Here is a 19,333-nt window from a genome sequence, read left to right on the forward strand (position 1 = left end):
TAATGGATAAACAAGGACGGGCCTTCCGCCTATCTTAAGAATTCATAAGGAGACCTTCATCCATGGGTAACGCGCAGTCAACGGAAAAGAACTGGACAAAGATCATCGCCCTGTTTACCGGGCTTTTTTTATTCGCCCTGGTCTATTATTCGCCCCCGTGGTTCGACGCCGTGGACCCGGACGGAAAACATTTCGTTTTATCCAAGGAAGGCAAGGGCGCCATCGCTGTTTTCCTGCTGGCCGGCACCTGGTGGGTGTTTGAAGTCATTCCCATCGGCGTTACCAGCCTGATGATCGGCATCCTGCAGGTGCTGTTTTTTATCCGGCCGGCCAACGAAGCCCTCAAGGACTTCATGGACCCGTCGGTCCTGTTTATTTTCGGATCCCTGGTCATCGGTCTGGTCTTTACCCGGACCGGCCTGACCCGGCGGCTGGCCTATAAAATGCTCATCATCGTCGGCGAGCGTACCAGTATGATCTATCTCGGCTGTTTTCTGGTAACGGCCTGCCTTACACTGATCATGGCCCACACGGCCGTGGCCGCCACCATCTATCCCCTGCTGATGGCCATTTACAGCCTGTACGGCGAGGGAGACAAACCCACCAAGTTCGGCAAGGGGTTGTTCATCGGCATGGCCTACGTGGCCGGCGCCGGCAGCATCATGACCCTGCTGGGCGCGGCCCGGGGCGCGGTGGCCGTGGGCTTTTTCAAGGATATCATGCACAAGGAAATCGGGTTCTTTGAATTTTCCTACTATCAGATTCCCATCGGTATCCTGATGACCCTGCTGCTGTGGGGTTTTATGATGATCGTCTGCAAGCCGGAAAAAAAGACCATCCCGGGGCTGAAGGAAAAAGCCCGGGAATTGAACGCGGAACTGGGGAAAATCACCCGCCGGGAAATCATCGCGGCGCTTATCGTGGCGGCCTGCGTTATTTCCCTGGGGGCCATCGCGGTTCTAAAATCGTTTGTACCCGGGTTCAAGCCCCCGGACAAAACCGCCGTCATCCTCCTGTCCACGGTCATGTTCTTCCTGCTCAAGATTCTGACCGTTGAGGACTTGGAAGAAGTTCCCTGGAACATCATTCTGCTTTTTTCCGGCGCCATGAGTATCGGTTTCTGCCTGTGGCAGACCGGAGCAGCCCAGTGGCTGGCCATCAACTGGCTGGTCCTGTTCAAGGCCGCCAACTGGTTCGTGTTCGTCATGGGCATCGCGTTCTTTGTCATGGTCATGACCAACTTCATCATGAACGTGGCGGCCATCGCCATATCATTGCCCGTGGCCCTGGTCATCGCGCCTTACCTGGGGGTATCGGGCGAAGTCATTCTGTTCGCCTCCCTGATGACCGCCGGCATGCCTTTCATGCTGCTGGTGGGCGCGGCCCCCAATGCCATCGCCTATGACTCCAAACAGTTCACAACCGGCGAATTTTTCACTTACGGCGTCATTGCCAGTCTTCTGCTGATGGGCATGGTCGCCTTCGCGGTGCTGGTGGTCTGGCCGCTCATGGGCATGCCGATTCTGCTGCCTAAATAAACCGGCTTTTGTCCGGTTGATCCATATTGCGATGGTTCGGCGGGCCGCCGGCGAATGGCGGCGGCCCGTCATCCTTTTCACGGACTGGCCATACCATGAAGACGATCAGTCTTTCCGTCCGCATCTTTATAAACATATCCCTGCTGCTTTTGTTGACCATCGGCATGGGCGCTACCACCATCTGGTTCGCCGGCCGGTTCAACGGCATGCTGCAGCAGATTTCCCAGGAATCGATCAATCTGGTCCAGGCCTCACGGGAGATGGCCACGGAACTGGCCAATCAGAAAGGATATGTGACCTATTATTTTCTGGACGGTGACGACAAATGGCTCAAGGAACTGTCCAAACACCGTCAGAGCTTCCGAGAGTGGCTCGGCAAGACCTATGCGATAAAGCACAACGCCGAGCAGGCCCGGCTTCGGGATCGGATCGCCGGCCATTATAATGATTACCTCCTGGCCAAGGACAGGGTCATTGAACTGTATCAGTCCGGCGCCAAGCACGAAGGTGAAGTCCTCCACTGGCAGGTCCGCGAAAAGTACTTTCAGCTTTCCGATCTCTGCCGGGAATACATGAACCTGAACGAGCTTCAGATCCGGAGGGCACGGGAAACCAGTCAGCACCATTTCCGCCAGATCACCTCGGTCACCATCACGCTTCTCGTTTGCCACTTTATCCTTTCAGCCCTGCTGATCTTCAACCTGATCAGTCACATCATCATCCCCATTCAACGCCTCTCCCGGGCAGCAGTTCCCGACGGGGTCTGTCAGGAAAACGGCGATGAACTAAACCGGTTGAAAGAGGGCGTACATGAATTGCTGGACGAACGGGATCGCACCCGCAGTGAGCTGGCTCAGAGCAAGGAAATGCTGCTGCACTCCGAAAAGATGGCTCTGGTCGGCCGGCTGGCGCCGGTTGTGGCTCACAGCATCCGTAACCCCATGACCTCCATCAACATGCGGCTGTTTTCCCTGCAGCGCAATCTGGTCATGACCGAAAATCAGAAAGAGGATTTTGAGGTTGTCTGTGATGAAATGCGCCGGCTTGACAATATCGTGCAGAATTTTCTGGAGTTCTCCAAGCCCCATAAACTCAAAAAACAGCGCATCAGCATTTCCAGAATCATCACCACGACCCTGGAATTGCTCTCTTACCGGCTGGACCTGCACAACATCACCATCCGCCGGAAACAGGAAACGGAAAACCTGGAGCTGGACGCGGATCCCGGACTGCTCAAGGAGGTGTTCGTCAACCTTGTCGTCAACGCCTGTGAAGCCATGGAAGACGGGGGGGAAATCATTATCGTGGAGAAAGAGGCGGTGGCCGAGAACATCGGCCAGGCCATTATGATCGAGGTTATCGATAACGGACCGGGCATGTCTCCGGAAATGCAGGCCCGGGCGTTCAAACCCTTTGAGACCACCAAACCGGACGGCACCGGCCTGGGGCTGTTTATCGTGCTGAAAATCATCGAGGAACACGGCGGTACCTTGACGTTAAGCTCCCGGGAAGGGCAGGGCACCACTTTTACGATTACCCTGCCGGGTTATGAAAAGACGACCGCATGAATACCGTTTTGATTATTGATGACGACGATCAGTTGAGAACGAGTTTCGCCCGGCTGCTGACGGACGAGGGTTATACCGTCAGGATCGCCCCCAGCGGCGAGACCGGTGTCGAGGAGGTCGGTCGGGAGATCCCCGATCTGGTCGTTCTGGACGTCAAACTGCCGGGAATGACCGGCCTGGAGACCCTGGGCCGGATAAGGGAAATCGACGGCACCCTGCCGGTGATCATCATGACCGCCTACGGCACTACCGACACGGCCATTGAGGCCACCAAGCTGGGGGCGTTTGATTACATTCTCAAGCCCTTTGACATCCCCTTTATGCTCAAGCTCATTCAGCAGGCCCTTGAAGCCGGGCACCTGATGCGCAGCCGGGTGGAAATGGACGGGACCCCCGAGAACGCGCCCCGGGACGTCCTTATCGGCCGCAGTCCGGTCATGCAGGAGGTCTACAAATCCATCGGGCGGGTGGCGCCGACTGACGCCACCGTGTTGATCCAGGGGGAATCGGGCACCGGCAAGGAACTGGTGGCCCGGGCGGTATACCAGTACAGCAACCGTTCCGATAAACCGTTTTCAGTGATCAATTGCGTGGCCCTGCCTGAAACGCTCCTGGAAAGCGAGCTGTTCGGCTACGAACGGGGGGCGTTCACGGGCGCGACCACCCGCCGGATCGGAAAGATCGAACAGGCCAACGGCGGTACGATTTTTCTGGATGAAATCGGTGATATGCCCCTTTCCATTCAGGCGAAAATTCTGCGTCTGCTGCAGGAAAGAAATATCGAACGGCTGGGAGGAGGCAAACCTATCGCCGTGGATGTTCGTATTCTGGCCGCCACCAACCGTAATCTGGAAAAGTCCATTGCCGAAGGGACATTCCGTGAAGATCTCTATTACCGGCTCAAGGTCGTCACCATCCACCTCCCGCCGCTGCGGGACCGCCGGGAGGATATTCGGCTGCTGTGCGATTATTTCATGGCCCATTTTTCAAGGGAAATGGGCATTGAAAACCCCGGGATTACTGAAGATGCCGGCCGAATTATCGCCGCCGGCAACTGGCCCGGCAATGTCCGGGAACTGGGCAATACGCTGAAAAAGGCCCTGATCTTCAGCAACGGCTATCCCATCCGCCCGGAGGACCTTTCCTACGCCATTTCAAATGTCCGGGAAGAGCCGCCGGAAATAGCGACCGATTCCATTGAACGACTCAGCCGGAAATGGGTTAACAGTATCTTGAATTCCAGTCGTTATGATGACAAATTCAATTTTTTGATGGATACGTTTACCCGGATCGTGATCGGCGAAACATTGAAAATCACCAATGGCAACCGAAGCCAGGCCGCTAAAATACTGGGCCTGGCCAGACCGACCCTGCTGTCCAAGATCGATAAACTCAATCTGACCACCGCCACCACCGTCCAGCATGACGAAGAGGATCCTTCCTGATACCCTCCCTCAGGGGCCTGAGCGGTCGATTTCTTTCAGCCGCTTTAAAATATCTTTTGGAGAATTGGATTCTGACAGCTTCAGCAACTGGTTCATCCGTTTCTCTTCGATCTGATTTTTATTCATCACCTTTTTTTTATAGGCGCTCTTCAGAACATCCAACAGCTCATTCAGTCGGCAGGGTTTCATGAGATAGGCATAGGCGCCGCTTAGCATGGTATCGGCCGCGGCATCAGGGGTACCATGGCCGGTGAGGATTACGATTTCCATCCAGGGATGCTTTTTCTTCAAGGACCTCAGGGTTTCCTCGCCGTTCATCCCCGGCATTTTCAGATCAACCAGGGCGATATCGATTTCCATCTCGTCGGCCGCGTCCAGAGCCTTGTCTCCCCGGTCCACGGCCACCACGTTAAAATCCCTCACCGCCAGCTGTTTGGTCAGAGAAGCCAGAAACTGCTCCTCGTCATCGACGAACAACAGGTTGATTTTGTTTTCCATGAGCGTTTTCCCTTCCAGGCAAATCCTTTTTTCCCCGTTGCCGGGAAAAGCGGCGGTGGCCGCCACCAAACGGTACGGTCCCAAGCCTTATAAAAAGCAAATGCTGTGCCAATGGAATTTTAAACCCCTTCGGAATAAAAATAAGCGAATACGGTCAGTTGAGTCATCATACCGACAACGGCACGGCCCGCGGCCGGGCCGGTCTGATCAATTCATTACAATCTGTCAATTTTTTCGACAAATTTTTCGCCGGGCGTCGCCGCCTCACATGATCCACGGGCCTCCCCGTTTACTATCTTTTATCATAAAAACAAATAGATGTTGAGACAGCGGAATCTTCATCCCGGGAATTCAGGTTGGCATCATGATTGCTCTATGGGAATGGACAGAACACGGAAAGCGGACAAGGGATGCGCGGAAAACACATCATACTCATCGCCGATAGCAATATTCATGTGAGGAGTTTTCTGGCCCGGGAGTTGAACGATCCGGATTATGAAATTATCCAGGCGGCTAATCACATACAGTTATTTGCGAAAGTGTTCGGGAACCAGACCCCGGACCTGATCGTCCTTGATCCGGACATACCCTATATCAGTTGCCTGGATGTTCTGCGACGGCTTCTGGATATCACGCCGCCTATCCCGGTAATCGTTTATACCTATCTTCCGGAATATAAGGATCACCCCCTTGTCAGGAAGACCCGCGGGTTCGTGGAAAAGAGCGGAGACATCAGCGCCCTGCGGGAAAGGATAGCCGAGGCTCTGATCTCCAATGGTCCCGGTCCCGACGGGGGGGCTTATCATTCCGGCAGGTGAAAGACTGGCCATGCCCAACAACGGAAAACGGAAACCCGGAGCAGCCGGCCCGAAGAAGCGGCCGGCTTTCGATGCTGGACATGACGATTCCCGCAATTATTTTCGGAAGCTGAAGAAGCGGGTTCTGTCGATCATGGCTCTCGCCTTTCTGGCTCCCCTGGGGTTGCTCTTCTTTTATTTCCATTTTCAGTTCAATCTGACCATGAAACAAAGCGGCAAAATGCAGCTGCTCTCTCTGGCCGAAAGTCAGCGCAACACTATCGATCTCTTCCTTCAGGAGCGGGTGGTCAACATTTTCAACCTCTTCCAGGGATCGGACTTTACCATCACGCCGCGGCAGGAGGACATGGACCTCTTTTTAAAAAGGCTGCAGGAGGCCAGCGACGCCTTTGTCGACGTGGGTTTTCTGGATGAAACCGGGCATAAAATAGGATATGCGGGTCCCTATCCTTTTCTGCGGAAGAAAAACTACAAGGATGAACACTGGTTTACCACCCTCATGGGGCAACGGTCCAATTATTTCATCAGTGACATCTACCGGGGCTTCCGGGACAAACCCCATTTTACCATTGCGGTCAAGCAGCTGATGAAGGATCATTTTTATATTATGCGGGCGACCCTCGACCCGGATAAATTTTATTATTTTTTAAAAACCATCGGTCAGGGCGAACATGTCAATTCTTCCTTGGTCAACCGTGCGGGAGAGTATCAGCTGGTGGCGCCCGGTTACGGTGAGGTGCTCCAGAAAAGCGCTTTTCTGCCCGAATCATCGGTAGATGACGACGTGGCGGAAGTCTCACTGAACGGACAGGCCGAGCTGATCGGATACGCCTGGCTCAAACAGGTGCCCTGGGCCCTGGTGGTACGGAAGCCGCTTAATATCGCTTACGCCCGGATGTTCGTCACCCGGCGGTATATCTTCATCGGCAGCGGACTGGCCGTCATTCTGCTTTTCACCGCGGTTGTCATGATTACCGGGCGGCTGCTGAACAAGGCTGAAAAAATGGAAAAAGACCGGCATGAACTCAAGTCCCAGCTGTTTCATGCCGCCAAACTGGTCTCCGTGGGCGAACTGGCGGCGGGCGTGGCCCATGAGATCAACAACCCCCTGGCGATCATCTGTTCCCAGTGCGGGGTGATCCGGGACATGTTTGATCCGGAATTCGGCGGCCGGATGGGCCCTGACACGCCGGCCCAGGTCAACCAGGAGTTGGCTGTCATCGACGACGCGGTGACCCGGGCCAAGGGCATCACCCAGAAGCTGCTCATTTCGGCCCGAAAGACCACCCCCCGGATCACCCGGTGCAATGTCAACCAGATTCTGGACGACCTGGTGGGCGGTTTTCTGGAGCGGGAGTTCAAGGTTTCCAATATCGAACTGATCCGGGATTATGAGCCGGACCTGCCGGACATCATGACCGATGCCGACCAGCTTCGCCAGGTGTTTCAGAACCTGATCAATAACGCCGCGGATGCCATTGAGGGGCCGGGCACCATCACTCTGACGACCGGCCTTGCCGACGGTGTGGTCAAGGCTTCCGTCACCGATACCGGCCGCGGCATGACCCAGGAGGTGATGGGCAAGATGTTCATGCCTTTTTTCACCACCAAGGAGGTCGGTAAGGGAACGGGCCTGGGCCTGGGGATCAGCCTGAGTATCGTCGAAGCCATGGGCGGCACTATCACTGTCCAGTCCATGCCGGGGGCGGGCAGTACCTTTACGGTCACGCTGCCGATCAACATCATGGAACAATCGGAATCATCATGACAGACCAGAGCGAAGCCGGAACAGGACAGGAACGGCCGGTCATTTTGCTGGTCGATGATGAAGATCATTTCCGAAACGCCATGAACCGGCGGCTGTCGTCCCGCGGTTACCGGGTATACGACGCCGGAAGCGGAGCGGCCGCGGTCAGGATCGCACGGCGCAGGAAACCGGAGGTCGTCGTGCTGGACCGGAATCTGCCGGACATGGACGACATCCAGGTATTGCGCGAGATCAGGAGGGTTTGCCCGGAATCGCCGATCATCCTCATTACCGGACAGGACCTGATGGAAACGGACCGCCACAACGCCTTCGCCTGCATGTCCAAGCCCTGCGGCATCAATGAGCTGGTGGATACTATCGAAGCTGCCCGGCAGGAACGGGTTTTTGCCATGGCGCGGCGTGAGACGCCTCCTGATCGGCGCCATGGGCTGGGCCGGTGGCTGGCCGGGGTCCATAACGCCCGTCCGGGAGTGATGATACTGGGGGCACTGCTGCTTCTGGTGTTCGCGCTGATGCCGGCACCGGATCGCATGCACCGACTGTTGGCCGCCGTCAAGGGGCCCGGAGGAGATCCGGCCATGACCGCATACGTTTATTATGGAATCATGGGGCCGAATGAGACCATCGCCGGCCGCTCCCTGATGCAGGCGGCGTTCTCCCCCGGCACCACGTCCGTTCCGGATTCCGATGCGAAGGCAACGGATCGGGCCGTGTTCCGGGCCAAGGTCATGACCGGCATACTGGCGGCAACCGTTCTTTTCTGGGCGACGGGCGCCCTCCCTATCGGTATTACCGCTCTTCTGATCGGTATGCTGATGTGTTTTTTCCGGATATTGCCGCCCGAGCAGATCGCCGGGGCCTATGCCGGAGACGTCGTCCTTTTCCTTTTCGGCGTTATGGCCATGACCGTGGCGGTCATGAAGACCGGCCTGGATAAACATATCGGCGCCCTGCTGCTGGGAACCGGCGGGGGGATCGGTCGGCTGGCCTTTGTCTTCTGTCCGCTGCTGGCCATTGCCGCCTCTTTTCTTCCGGAATACGCCCTGGTGGCGTTTCTGGTGCCGGTGGTGACGGCGGCCTGCCTTGATATTCCGCGTCCGGACGGCACCCGCGGGGACCGGCGCCTGGCCGTGATGATGATTTTGATGATCACCTTCGCCGTCAATGCCGGGGGCCCGGGATCGCCCGCCGCCGGAGGCAGAAACGCGCTCATGCTGGATTTCTTGACCGAATACGGCGTACCGCTGTCGTTCGACCGGTGGATCCTGTACGGTCTGCCCTTTGTCCCGGTCATGGGGTTGGTCATCGGTGCGTATTTTTATTTTATGTTCCGTCACCGGATCAAAGATACGACCGCGAATTTACCGGCGGCTATCCGGCAGGCAACCGGAAAAATCGAGCGTTTGTCCCGGGACGGGTATGTGACGGCGGCGGTACTCGCCGGTCTGGTGGTATTCTGGACCCTGGCGGGCGGTACATACGGCCTGGGCGGGCCGGCCGTTCTGGCGCTGGTCATCCTCAATCTGGCGGGTGTGCTGCGCTGGCGGGATATTAATAGAATCAACTGGGACGTGATTGCCATATATGCCGGCGCCTGCGCCATGGGGACCGGCCTGGCGTCGACCGGCGCCGCGCTATGGCTGGCCGACGGTTTCTTCGGTATTCTGCCCGAGTCCTTCCGGAGCGGGCAGGGTTTGGCTGTCGCTTCCAGTCTGCTGGCCGGTCTGCTGGCCAACGTCATCAGTGACGGCGCGGCCGTGGCCGCCCTCGGACCCGTGTTCGTGCCCATGGCCGCGCTTTCCGGCACCCATCCCGGGATGATCGGGCTGGCCGTCGCCTTTGCCGCTTCGTTTGCCCATGTGCTGGTGGTCGGCTCGCCCAACAACGCCATCGCCTACGGTATGGCCCGGGATCCGGAAACCGGGCGGCAACTGCTGACTATGAAGGATTTTCTGGTTCACGGCGGCGCGGTTCTGGGGCTTTCCTTTCTGGTGCTGTGGGGCTGGGCTTTCCGGGGATACTGGCGCTGGATAGGATTTTAACCGGACGGTTGGACATCGGTTCAACGTCCCGAGGAGTGACTTCATGAAGAATCCGCAAGTGCTGCTGGTGGACGGGGATGAACGATTCCGGTCATCCACCCGGTCGCTGCTGGAGGCCAGGGGCGTCGCCGTCTGTGCCGTCGACGGTGGGAAAGAGGCCCTGCGGGAGATGGAACACAGACGGTTTGACGTGGTCCTGCTGGACGCGACCATACCGGACATGGACGGAGCGGAAACCATGCGCCTGATTAAACAGCGCTTTCCGCTGGTCGAGGTGATCATACTGACCGGCCACGATTCGGTGGATGCGGCGGCGGAATGCCTGCGAGCGGGAGCCTTTGACTATATCGTCAAACCCTGTGACATTTCGGCCCTGGTGATCAAAGTCCGGGAGGCCGCCTTGAAGAAAAAGGATATTGAGGATCAGCACCAGAAACGTCGTATCGAACGGATCATCAGCCATCCCATGGCGGTTTTTGAAAGGGACGAAAGAGAGGGGGAATCATCATGATCCTGTCTCTGTTTGAACTGCCGAATGTGTACAAGTATCTGGTCATGGCGACCCTGATTTTCCTTTCCGCCGGCCTGTCCTGCTATTATCCCGGAGTGCTGGGCACCGGAACGGTTTTTACCCACTTTTTTTATTTGCCCATCGTTCTGGCCTGTATCTGGTGGAAAAAGAAGGGTCTGATGGTTATCGTCCTGCTGTCGGCGATCCTGCTGGTCAGTCAGCATTTGTTCCAGGGGGATGAAAGCTATGCCGACAACATCATGCGTATCCTGATTTTTTTCCTGGTCGCCCTGGTCAGTATTCTGCTCAGCGAGGGTATCGAAAAGGCCCGGGAGCGGGCCAATGAGCATCAGCAATGGTATCAGACGATCTTTCACAATGCCGGCGCCGCCATGGCGATCGTTGGGAAAGACGCCGTCATTTCCCTGGTCAACGCCGAATTTGAGCATTTGACCGGATATTCCCGGGATGAACTGGGCGATTCAAAAAGTCTGTTTGAAATCATTTCCGAAAAACACGCGCATAAAGCCAGAAATTACTACTACCATGTGCGCAAGGAGCGGTTTTACGGATATCCGAACCTGATGGTCAAGCTGGACGGCAAGAGCGGCGCCGTCAAGGACGTCCGTCTTACCTTCACGCTCGTTCCCGGCACCGGCAAAATGGTCGCCACTCTGGTGGATTTAAGTCAGCTCAAAAAAGCCATGGAAGAACAGCAGCGGTTGAAGGCGGAACTGGCGGAAACCCTGGCCAAAGTCCTCAGCGGTTATCTGCCGATCTGCTCCCGATGCAAGAAGATCAAGGAGGATTCCGGCCAGTGGAAGGCCGTGGAAACCTATATCCAGGCCCGCACGGCAGCGGATTTCACTCACACTCTTTGTCCGGAATGCGCCCGGGCACTATACCCGGAACTGGTCGGCGACCTGGATGACGATAAGCGGGATATGATCGTATAGAACCCTTAGCCCTTTCTCAACCTGTTACCGGGGCATGATGACCTGGCGCTGAATATTGTTTTTACCATTTTTTTTGGCCCGGTACATCAACTGGTCGGCGGCGTACAGGATTTCATCCACTGAAGACGGGGCCTGCCGGTAGGTAACCACGCCGATGCTGAAAGTGACCGACCAGCGATTGTTGCGCATGACGGTCGTCAGCCGGTCTTTAAGCTTGTCAACGATCGACTGCGCGTTTTTTTCATCCGCTCCGGAGAAAAGAACGCAGAATTCATCCCCGCCCATTCGGGCGGCCATGTCAATCGCCCGGATGTTGACGGCCAGGGTTTCGGCCACGTCTTTCAAGAGCCGGTCGCCGCCATGATGGCCATGCGCGTCGTTGACGGACTTGAAACCGTCCACGTCCATGCAGAGCAGGGTCAGCGGCAGGTTGAACCGCCCAGCCCTCTTTACTTCCAGCGCGGTGAATTCCATAAACGCCCGCCGGTTTGACAATCCGGTCAGAGCGTCCGTTCGGGCCAGTTTCTGTTGAAAAAGAAGAGCGGCTTTGAGCCGCCAGACCAGGACGACGATGATCAGAAAAACCGCCAGGCGCAGGGTTTCATTGATAAACGGCACCCGGAAGGAGGAGAAGGTGCCCATGAATTTAAGATCGGCCATCAGCCAGGACAGGGCGCTGGCCACGGCGAACACGATCCCGGTAACCAGTCCCGCCAGCCAGGTCATGATGGCGATGGGAAAGAAATAAAAAATAGAAAAAGCGTATTCAGGACCGGTCCAGTAACGGGCATAACCGATCATCACGACCAGCAGTATGCAACAGATATAAACCGTCGGTTTGCCGAAGGTCTCCAGTCGTTCGATCAGGCGCCAGGCCGTTGCACGCATTTCCGTCATCTCCGGGACGAAGACCGGATAGTTGCCCAGCCCATTTTCCAGGTCAGGCGCTGCTTCTCCAGTTGAGTTGACGCAAAGGGTTCAAGGGGGTAAGGGCTTATCTTGATCCCTTGCCCCCCTGGCCCTTGAACCCTACCCTTGAACCGGGGTATCCCCGAACTTCATGGCAAAGGCCATGCGCACCAGTTCCGCGGCATCCTTGGCGCTGGTGATATAATCGCGGTTGATCACCATGTCGAACTCATAGGGGGAGGCGTCTTTCTTTTTGAAGTTTTTCCGGAAAAAATCACGCTGCATTTTGTCCTGTTCGTCTATCTCGCGGGCCGCCTGCTTCTCGCTGACGTTGAGGATCTCGGCCACCCGTTTGATGCGATGTTCCCGTGAACTGATAATTCGGACGGCCAGAACATCCTGGCGGGGCAGGATCAGATGGGTGGCCCGTCCGACAAAGATGGTCGGGCCGGTTTCAGCGATTTTCAGAACGGAATCCACCACGTTGCGGAGATAGTCCCCCATGGTGAATGATTTTTCGCCGAACAGCAGGGAGGCGAATTCGCTGATCATGCCCGAATATTTTTCATCGAAACCTGACAGGGTGCCGGACTTAAGCAGCTTTTCTCCGGCGATATACTCCATGACCTGGCGGTCGATGACCTTATATCCGATTTTCTTGCCGACGATATCGGCGATTTCCAGCGCGCCGACGCCGATTTTTCTGGAGAAGCAGATATAATGATACGTTGCCGCGCCTTTTTTGGCGGGCTTTTTCGCCTCTTCCACCTGTTTTTTCATTTCAAATTCCCGGATACATTGATCCACCATTTTTTCCATGCTGGTTCTTTTCTTGGCGTACATCCCGGGAACATATTGCTTTTGACGTGAATCAGCCATTTTCCTCTCCTCAATGTTAGTTACGGTTGATTATCGGTTGGATTCCCCGTGTTGTTTTTAAAAGACCGGTATCCTTATACACCATCATGATGATTTAATCCATATTTTCCTCTGATCGTGATATGCGCCTTTAGCGATTCCGTGTCGAATACGTTCAGGATGATACCTGGGTCAGGCAGTTGTCTTTTCCTTCACAATCCAGGACCAGTTCATAGGTATCCGATCCGGGAACGCGTCTGACGCCGAAACCCAGCTTGCGGCCCAGGGCGATCATTTTGGTGTTGTCCGCCAGCACGATCCCTTTTATTTTTTCAAAATTGAGCGGGCGGGCCACTTCCAGGCACCGTTTCATCAGGGCCGCGCCGATACCTTTGCCGTGCCATTCGTCCGCCACCAGCACCGCGAATTCGGCCTGTTTCCGGTTATGCTCCGGAATGACCCTGGCCACGCCCAGCAGCCGGTCCCGACCGTCTATGGTTTTGATGGCGACAAAGGCGATTTCCCGGTCATAGTCGATTTGCGTGAACCGCGCCAGCATATGATGCGGCAGTGTTTTCAGCGGCGAAAAGAAGCGGAAATAGATGCTCTGGGGCGAGAGGGCGTCAAACATTTCCACTACCAGAGGCGCGTCTTCCGGCCGGATGGGGCGAATCAATACTTCTCCGGCATCCTCAAGTTCGAGCCGCTGTTCATAACGGTTGGGGTAGGGGCTGATGACCAAATGAAAGGGCGGCAGTTTGTCCGGGTGAGAAACGATAATACGGGCATCAAGGGCCAAGGGTTCGCGGTTGACGATGACCAGGGGGTTGATATCGATTTCCTCAATCTGGGAAAAATCACAGACCATCTGGGAAAGCCGGATCATCAACTCTTCCAGCCGGGTTAAATCCGCCGCCGGCCGGTTGCGGAATCCTTTGAGAATATTATATACCTTCGTCCCTTCCATCATGCGTCGGGCCAGCAAGCGGTTTAATGGCGGCAGAGCCAGGGCTTTATCCTGGAAGATTTCCGTGAACACACCGCCCATGCCGAACAGCAGGACCGGTCCGAAATCCCTGTCTTTTTTGGCGCCGGCGATGAGTTCATAGTCCGGCGAGAGCAGCATTTTCTGGATGGTGACGCCATGAATGGTCGCGTTGGGATTATAGGCCCGGCCATTATCCGTTATGGTCCGGAAGGCACAGCGCGCTTTGTCCGGGGTATCGATGTTCAGAATGACCCCGCCGGCATCGGTTTTATGCGTGATCTCCGGCGAATGAATTTTCATGACCACCGGATAGCCGATCTCTTCGGCCCGGGACACGGCTTCCGCTTCGTTAGCGGCCGGCAGGGTCCGGTTGACGGGAATGCCGTAAGCGGCCAGCACGGCCTTGGATTCCGGTTCGGTCAGAATGCCTGATGGGCGCCGCAGTCCTTGATCAATGAGCCCCGCGGCCGTGTCTTTTTCAAAGGTCAGCTGGTAGGGCAGGGCCGGCGGAATCTCCTGAAGCATCTCGATGTTCCGGGAATACTGATAGAGGTCCATGAAAGCGCGGACGGCACGTTCCGGGGTGTCGAAAGTGCTGATTCCGGCCCGGTTGAGCATGTCCCGGCCGGCCTCCACCTCGGCTCCGCCCATCCAGGCGGTGAAGGTCGGGACCTGCCGGCCGCGCAGCGATTCGATCAGCGCTGCCGCCACGTCCGTGGACCGGGACATGGCCTGGGGCGCGAACATGATCAGCAGGCCGTTTACCTCTTTTGCCTTCATCAGGATGTCGACGACCTGGCGGAATTTTTCGGGAGAGGCGTCGCCCAGGATATCCACCGGATTGGACCGGCTCCAGTGGGCCGGCAGAAGTTCGTCCAGCCGGCTCAGGGTTTCCGGATGCAGTTTCACCGGCTCCACCCCGTAGTCGGTCATGGAATCCGCCGCCATGACGCCCGGTCCGCCGGCGTTGGTGACGATAGCCAGCCCCGGTCCCTGGATGAGCGGCTGCTTGGCCAGCAACTCGGAGCAGTCGAACAGTTCCTGGAAAGTTTTAACCCGGATGACCCCGGCCCGTTTCAGGGCCACGTCGTAAACGGCGTCCTCGCTGGCCATGGCGCCGGTATGGGAGGCAGCCGCCATGGCGCCGGCTTTGGTCCGGCCGGCTTTTAAGGCGATAATCGGCTTGATCCTTGAAACCCCGCGGGCGGCGCTCATGAAGTTACGGATCCGGGTCAGGTTTTCGATATACATGACGATGCTGCTGACCTCCGGGTCGGTCCCCAGGTAATCAATGACATCTCCGAAATCCACGTCCAGCATGGAACCGAGACTGACGAAATAACTGAATCCGATATGTTCCTTGATTGAAAAATCCAGGATGGAGGTGCAGATGGCGCCGCTCTGGGAAATAAAGGCCATTTTGCCATGCTTGGGCATCTGGTTGGCGAAGCTGGCGTTCAGGCCGTCCTTGACCGACATGAGGCCCAGGCAGTTGGGCCCGACAATCCGGAACTGATCTGAGGCGCAGGCGGCCCGTATGGCCTCCTCGGCTTCGACGCCGGCGGCGCCGATTTCCTTGCCGCCGGAGGAAATGATCACCGCCGCCCCGCAGCCGGTCTCCCGGCACTGCCGGACGATTTCCGGAACCGTGCGGATGGGCGTGACGATGACGACCAGGTCGACCGGCTGCGGGAGCTGACCGATGGATTTGTAGGCTTTCCGGTCCCACAGCTTGCGATGCCCGGGATTGACCGGAATGACCTCACCGGCAAATCCGCTCATGACCAGGTTGCGCATGACGGCCGTGCCGATGCTGTCTTCTTTTTCACTGGCGCCGACGACCGCCACCGAGGCCGGGTGAAACAGTTTTTCCAGATGATAAACGCTCATGCCTGTCTGACTCCGCCGATGATACGTTTACACCACCCAGACGGTGAAATCCCGGCCGCTGTGGATGACTTTGTAGCTGACCCGTCCCATGAAAAAATCCTGCACCCGGGACAGGCCCCGGCGGCCGATGACGATGGTGCCGAAATTGCCGGCGTCCGCCTCCCGGACGATTTCCTCGGCCCGGCTGGCCGCCCCGGAAACCACTTTTCCGGTAACCTTTTTTTCATCAAAGCCGGCTTTGATCAGCCGCTTTTTGAACTGATCGATTTTCCGGATGACTTCATCCTGCATCAGCGTGATAATTTCCGGCGGCAGGTATTCCGGCGTCATGGGGTTTAACGTGCCCATGCCGCGGATGACATGAAAAAGCTCCGCCGAATAATCGTAGGGGCCGAAGTACCGTCCGATGAAATCAACGGCCTGGGTGGAGGCGGGTGATCCGTCCACGGCGAGCAACAGCTTTTTGTTGTGGGGCCGTCTGCCGGCCAGCATCATCGGCACATCCGGGAATTTGGAGATCAGTTTGGTGGAAACGCTGCCCAGGGTGATGCTTTTGATGGTTCCCATTCCCCGCCGGCGCAGGATAACCGAGTCATATCCTTTTTTGCATTCGTCCAGGATGTCCCGGGCGATTCCTTTTTCCCGCTGATGAATTTTTATTTTTACCTGTTTTTCCTCAAAACCGGCGGCAATCAGACGGCGTTTGGCCTCCGCCATGAATTTTTCAAGTGATTCCAGTTTCTCCTTGCGCCACTCTTCAAAACCTTTCAGGACAGTCGGCCGGATGGGGTCCGTGTCCAGATCCCAGTAACACTCCGGGATTTCGCTGTAGACCTGATACAGCACCAGCTCTCCCTTGCGGAAGGCTTCCACTTCCCTGATATAGTCAATCGTCATCCAGGATCGGTCAGAACCGTCGACTAAAACCAGTATTTTCTGTTTTTTCTTCATGGTTCATCTCCTCCCAATCAAAGTTAACTTACCGTGTTACCTGGCTTCCCCTGTGGTCGGCTACATATCAATGGTTCCGGTCCTGATTCTAATCCGGCCCGGCATCGCCATATATAAAAGCAAATATAGTGCCACCTTATGTATATCCCCGGTCGTTTGACGTGAATCGGTCGCGATGGTAATGGCGTATGATAAAACGTTGCGATTATAGGAGGTTAGTTGCCATCACGGATCCTGTTCCATGGCAGGCATGGGAACGAGGCGAGGCGAAAACAAGGCCTGGTGACGGACCGCCGGAAATAATGCTGAAATTCTTTACAAGATGAAAAAGGTTTTCCCTCTGCGCCGTCCCGTATCCGGCGCGGAGGGACCAATGGAACCGGTGGGGGGAACGATTTTCAGGACAGGGGGAATACCGGCTGAATCTTTTCCGCCTCGGCCGGATCGACGGGACAGAAACGGTTGAGGCATATTTTGCTGATAATGATAGTGACCAGGGCGGTGGGGATATAGACATAGAGGAAGACCGCGGTCATGGAATCGTTAAAACGGCTGGCAATACCAATGGACGCGGTCAACTCCATAAGAACAATTAAATCGATGACAATCATCATCCAGCCTCTTTTTGTTATCATGAGCTTTCTCCTTCCGGAATTCCGGACGGCGGTCGCTCCCGCGCATGGAGAGCGACCGCGCCGGATTGCTGTTGCCGTTATTTTTTCATCAGGTCCTGCTTGGTGACATTCATTACCTTGGTAGCGATCTTGCGGTTGTCCTCATTTCTGTAGGCAATGCGCAGGATATTTCCGGGTTCGGGTTTGGCGCCGATTTTCGCCTGCGAAACATCATATTCGCTTTCAATATTCGTAGCCACCCCGTATTTTGCTTCCTTGCTGAAGTTGGTGTCGTACTCTTTAATTTTAATTATTTTGCTTTCCATATTGTATTCCAGGCATTCTCCCTGGACGACTTCCTCGGCCAAAGCGGAAGTGGTCAGTAACAACCCGAAAATACAGATACCGATGATCAGATATGATTTCATGATTGAATCGTCTCCTTTCCCTTGAAGTTCCTCTGATTGGTCATGGGCTCATATTTCTGCAGCCGCTTTTTTCTCTCTTAATTCCTCGATAGCCCCCGCCAGCATGATCTTGACGATGTAGACGCAGATGGCGCCGATGGTACCCAGAATCAGTACCGCGGCGGCTGAATTGAAACCGAATTCCTTCAGGATGATGGAAATCATGCAGCAGATAACCGCGATACCGAAGGCGATACGAATGCCGTAGCCCTTGGCGTACTTGGTGGCCACCGTGCCGATCTGGGCGCCGATGGCCGCGCCGGTCAGCATGACGAAGACCGCCACGATTTCGATCCGGCCCTTGATGGCGTAGGTGAAGGCACCGTAGAGGCCGGAAATCATGACCTCAAACAGGTCCGTGCCCACGGCGATATGGGTCGGGCAGCCGATCAGGTAAACCAGGGAAGGCATGCGGATCAGCCCGCCGCCGATGCCCAGAAAACCGGCCAGTATGCCGGTGAGCAAGCTCACGGACATGGGCAGCCAGGCGGAGCAGGTAAAACCGGCGTTCTTGAAATGGACCATGGGCGGGATCTTGATTTTATGAAGGCTTTTGTACCAGGTGATGCCTTCGGCCCCGTGTTCGCCCACGTCTCCGGCCGCTTTTTTCCGGGTGGCTTTATAGTAGTCATAGAAGACCAAAAACGCGATCAGGGACAGCAGGCCCACATACACCCAACGCACGACCGTTCCTATATTGCCGGCCTTTTCAAGGTGCATGACAATTTGAGCGCCTATTTCAATGCCTACCATGGTACCCACGACCATCACCATCCCGAGCTTGTAGTCAACATTGCCGAACTTGGAATGACGGATGGTGGATACCATGGATTTGCCGGCGATATGGGCCATGTCCGTACCAATGGCAAAGGCCATGGGAAAGCCCAGAATATTCAGCCCCGGCGTTACCATCCAGGCACCGCCCATTCCGAAAAATCCGCCGATGGTGCCTACGGCAAATCCGATCAACACCAGCCCCGGCCAGAAGATATTCAACCCTGCTATCGGCATATACATGTATAACCAGTCCATATGTCTATTTCTCCTTATTTAAAAAAAATGTTGAATCAATGCTCCAGTATCTTCCGGCTCTTCAGGTCCAGACCGGTTTTCGACATGAGCCAGTCCATTAAAAATCCCAGGAGTGCGCCATAGGCAGCTGTAAGAACCGTGCACCAGGTGGCAAAAATCACCATGTTGTGATTGTATGCGTCGGCCATGTACTTCATAAAGGCGGTATACAGTCCGTCACCCATCAGAACCCTGGTATCCGCGACCACGATCAGCTCGCTTGCTCCGCCGCCTCCTCCTGCCATCGCCATGGACGGTAACAGCAGCGCCAGAACAATGAAACAGCATACTGTAACTCGAATTTTCTTTGCCATGATCTTTTCCTCCTTACAGTTAGTTAGTGGTTTTTAAAATATGTTGACTTGAACTTGGTTTGGTTGCACAATTATTTTGACGAATGAGATAGCAATACCCGTGCCATGATTGTATGGCACCCGGATT

At 55.8% G+C, this 19,333-nt stretch carries 17 protein-coding genes; 8 read left to right on the forward strand and 9 right to left on the reverse strand.

Features of this window, described 5'->3' with window-relative positions; translation table 11 throughout:
• Positions 1-62: 62 nt before the first annotated feature.
• From AB1724_15380 to AB1724_15390, 3 genes are all read left to right on the forward strand, one after another.
• Positions 63-1,538, forward strand: a complete 1,476-nt coding sequence (locus AB1724_15380; protein ID MEW6079188.1) for an SLC13 family permease — start codon at positions 63-65, stop codon at positions 1,536-1,538.
• A 95-nt stretch (positions 1,539-1,633) separates the two neighbouring features.
• Positions 1,634-3,106, forward strand: a complete 1,473-nt coding sequence (locus AB1724_15385) for an ATP-binding protein (protein MEW6079189.1) — start codon at positions 1,634-1,636, stop codon at positions 3,104-3,106.
• Complete coding sequence (locus AB1724_15390) at positions 3,103-4,551, forward strand: sigma-54 dependent transcriptional regulator (GenBank protein MEW6079190.1); 1,449 nt, start codon at positions 3,103-3,105, stop codon at positions 4,549-4,551. The genes AB1724_15385 and AB1724_15390 overlap by 4 nt, the downstream gene beginning before the upstream one ends.
• A gap of 9 nt (positions 4,552-4,560) precedes the next feature.
• Here the strand turns inward: AB1724_15390 and AB1724_15395 are convergent, their stop codons facing one another.
• Positions 4,561-5,049 (reverse strand): response regulator, encoded by a 489-nt coding sequence (locus tag AB1724_15395; GenBank protein ID MEW6079191.1) that lies wholly within the window; start codon positions 5,047-5,049, stop codon positions 4,561-4,563.
• Positions 5,050-5,459: 410 nt separating this feature from the next.
• Here AB1724_15395 and AB1724_15400 point away from each other — a divergent pair, with 410 nt between their 5' ends.
• Genes AB1724_15400 through AB1724_15420 form a run of 5 tightly spaced genes read left to right on the forward strand, consistent with a single transcriptional unit; the run spans position 5,460 to position 11,144 of the window.
• Entirely contained in the window at positions 5,460-5,867 is a 408-nt protein-coding gene (locus tag AB1724_15400) for a response regulator (protein MEW6079192.1), read from the forward strand.
• 10 nt (positions 5,868-5,877) lie between these two features.
• Positions 5,878-7,635 carry an ATP-binding protein gene (locus AB1724_15405; protein ID MEW6079193.1) on the forward strand — a complete coding sequence of 586 codons (1,758 nt, stop codon included), beginning with the start codon at positions 5,878-5,880 and terminating at the stop codon, positions 7,633-7,635.
• On the forward strand, positions 7,632-9,677 hold the full coding sequence (locus AB1724_15410; protein MEW6079194.1) for an SLC13 family permease: 2,046 nt from the start codon (positions 7,632-7,634) through the stop codon (positions 9,675-9,677). Before AB1724_15405 ends, AB1724_15410 begins: the two co-directional genes overlap by 4 nt.
• 43 nt (positions 9,678-9,720) lie before the next feature.
• Entirely contained in the window at positions 9,721-10,188 is a 468-nt protein-coding gene (locus AB1724_15415) for a response regulator (GenBank protein MEW6079195.1), read from the forward strand.
• A complete protein-coding gene (locus AB1724_15420; GenBank protein MEW6079196.1) occupies positions 10,185-11,144 on the forward strand; it encodes a PAS domain S-box protein in 960 nt (319 codons plus the stop codon). The genes AB1724_15415 and AB1724_15420 overlap by 4 nt, the downstream gene beginning before the upstream one ends.
• 24 nt (positions 11,145-11,168) lie before the next feature.
• Here the strand turns inward: AB1724_15420 and AB1724_15425 are convergent, their stop codons facing one another.
• From AB1724_15425 to AB1724_15460, 8 genes are all read right to left on the reverse strand, one after another.
• Positions 11,169-12,032 carry a GGDEF domain-containing protein gene (locus AB1724_15425; GenBank protein MEW6079197.1) on the reverse strand — a complete coding sequence of 288 codons (864 nt, stop codon included), beginning with the start codon at positions 12,030-12,032 and terminating at the stop codon, positions 11,169-11,171.
• 141 nt (positions 12,033-12,173) lie between these two features.
• A complete protein-coding gene (locus tag AB1724_15430; GenBank protein ID MEW6079198.1) occupies positions 12,174-12,932 on the reverse strand; it encodes a cytidylate kinase-like family protein in 759 nt (252 codons plus the stop codon).
• A gap of 154 nt (positions 12,933-13,086) precedes the next feature.
• Positions 13,087-15,789 carry a bifunctional acetate--CoA ligase family protein/GNAT family N-acetyltransferase gene (locus AB1724_15435; GenBank protein MEW6079199.1) on the reverse strand — a complete coding sequence of 901 codons (2,703 nt, stop codon included), beginning with the start codon at positions 15,787-15,789 and terminating at the stop codon, positions 13,087-13,089.
• Positions 15,790-15,816: 27 nt separating this feature from the next.
• Entirely contained in the window at positions 15,817-16,740 is a 924-nt protein-coding gene (locus AB1724_15440) for a universal stress protein (GenBank protein MEW6079200.1), read from the reverse strand.
• 398 nt (positions 16,741-17,138) lie between these two features.
• Positions 17,139-17,375 carry a hypothetical protein gene (locus tag AB1724_15445; GenBank protein MEW6079201.1) on the reverse strand — a complete coding sequence of 79 codons (237 nt, stop codon included), beginning with the start codon at positions 17,373-17,375 and terminating at the stop codon, positions 17,139-17,141.
• Positions 17,376-17,452: 77 nt separating this feature from the next.
• A complete protein-coding gene (locus AB1724_15450) occupies positions 17,453-17,782 on the reverse strand; it encodes a hypothetical protein (GenBank protein MEW6079202.1) in 330 nt (109 codons plus the stop codon).
• A gap of 48 nt (positions 17,783-17,830) precedes the next feature.
• Positions 17,831-18,853: a sulfite exporter TauE/SafE family protein gene (locus tag AB1724_15455; GenBank protein ID MEW6079203.1), complete on the reverse strand. Its 1,023-nt coding sequence runs from the start codon at positions 18,851-18,853 to the stop codon at positions 17,831-17,833.
• A gap of 35 nt (positions 18,854-18,888) precedes the next feature.
• Positions 18,889-19,206: a DVU0150 family protein gene (locus AB1724_15460; GenBank protein ID MEW6079204.1), complete on the reverse strand. Its 318-nt coding sequence runs from the start codon at positions 19,204-19,206 to the stop codon at positions 18,889-18,891.
• Between the last annotated feature and the right edge of the window lie 127 nt (positions 19,207-19,333).

Source organism: Thermodesulfobacteriota bacterium (assembly GCA_040753795.1).
Lineage (GTDB): Bacteria > Desulfobacterota > Desulfobacteria > Desulfobacterales > Desulfosudaceae > JBFMDX01.

What these genes read in the sequence shown, in the direction of transcription:
- AB1724_15380 (MEW6079188.1), top strand. Translation starts at nt 63, where the DNA reads ATGGGTAACGCGCAGTCAACGGAAAAGAACTGGACAAAGATCATCGCC.
- AB1724_15385 (MEW6079189.1), top strand. Translation starts at nt 1,634, where the DNA reads ATGAAGACGATCAGTCTTTCCGTCCGCATCTTTATAAACATATCCCTG.
- AB1724_15390 (MEW6079190.1), top strand. Translation starts at nt 3,103, where the DNA reads ATGAATACCGTTTTGATTATTGATGACGACGATCAGTTGAGAACGAGT.
- AB1724_15395 (MEW6079191.1), bottom strand. Translation starts at nt 5,049, where the DNA reads ATGGAAAACAAAATCAACCTGTTGTTCGTCGATGACGAGGAGCAGTTT.
- AB1724_15400 (MEW6079192.1), top strand. Translation starts at nt 5,460, where the DNA reads ATGCGCGGAAAACACATCATACTCATCGCCGATAGCAATATTCATGTG.
- AB1724_15405 (MEW6079193.1), top strand. Translation starts at nt 5,878, where the DNA reads ATGCCCAACAACGGAAAACGGAAACCCGGAGCAGCCGGCCCGAAGAAG.
- AB1724_15410 (MEW6079194.1), top strand. Translation starts at nt 7,632, where the DNA reads ATGACAGACCAGAGCGAAGCCGGAACAGGACAGGAACGGCCGGTCATT.
- AB1724_15415 (MEW6079195.1), top strand. Translation starts at nt 9,721, where the DNA reads ATGAAGAATCCGCAAGTGCTGCTGGTGGACGGGGATGAACGATTCCGG.
- AB1724_15420 (MEW6079196.1), top strand. Translation starts at nt 10,185, where the DNA reads ATGATCCTGTCTCTGTTTGAACTGCCGAATGTGTACAAGTATCTGGTC.
- AB1724_15425 (MEW6079197.1), bottom strand. Translation starts at nt 12,032, where the DNA reads ATGCGTGCAACGGCCTGGCGCCTGATCGAACGACTGGAGACCTTCGGC.
- AB1724_15430 (MEW6079198.1), bottom strand. Translation starts at nt 12,932, where the DNA reads ATGGCTGATTCACGTCAAAAGCAATATGTTCCCGGGATGTACGCCAAG.
- AB1724_15435 (MEW6079199.1), bottom strand. Translation starts at nt 15,789, where the DNA reads ATGAGCGTTTATCATCTGGAAAAACTGTTTCACCCGGCCTCGGTGGCG.
- AB1724_15440 (MEW6079200.1), bottom strand. Translation starts at nt 16,740, where the DNA reads ATGAAGAAAAAACAGAAAATACTGGTTTTAGTCGACGGTTCTGACCGA.
- AB1724_15445 (MEW6079201.1), bottom strand. Translation starts at nt 17,375, where the DNA reads ATGATAACAAAAAGAGGCTGGATGATGATTGTCATCGATTTAATTGTT.
- AB1724_15450 (MEW6079202.1), bottom strand. Translation starts at nt 17,782, where the DNA reads ATGAAATCATATCTGATCATCGGTATCTGTATTTTCGGGTTGTTACTG.
- AB1724_15455 (MEW6079203.1), bottom strand. Translation starts at nt 18,853, where the DNA reads ATGGACTGGTTATACATGTATATGCCGATAGCAGGGTTGAATATCTTC.
- AB1724_15460 (MEW6079204.1), bottom strand. Translation starts at nt 19,206, where the DNA reads ATGGCAAAGAAAATTCGAGTTACAGTATGCTGTTTCATTGTTCTGGCG.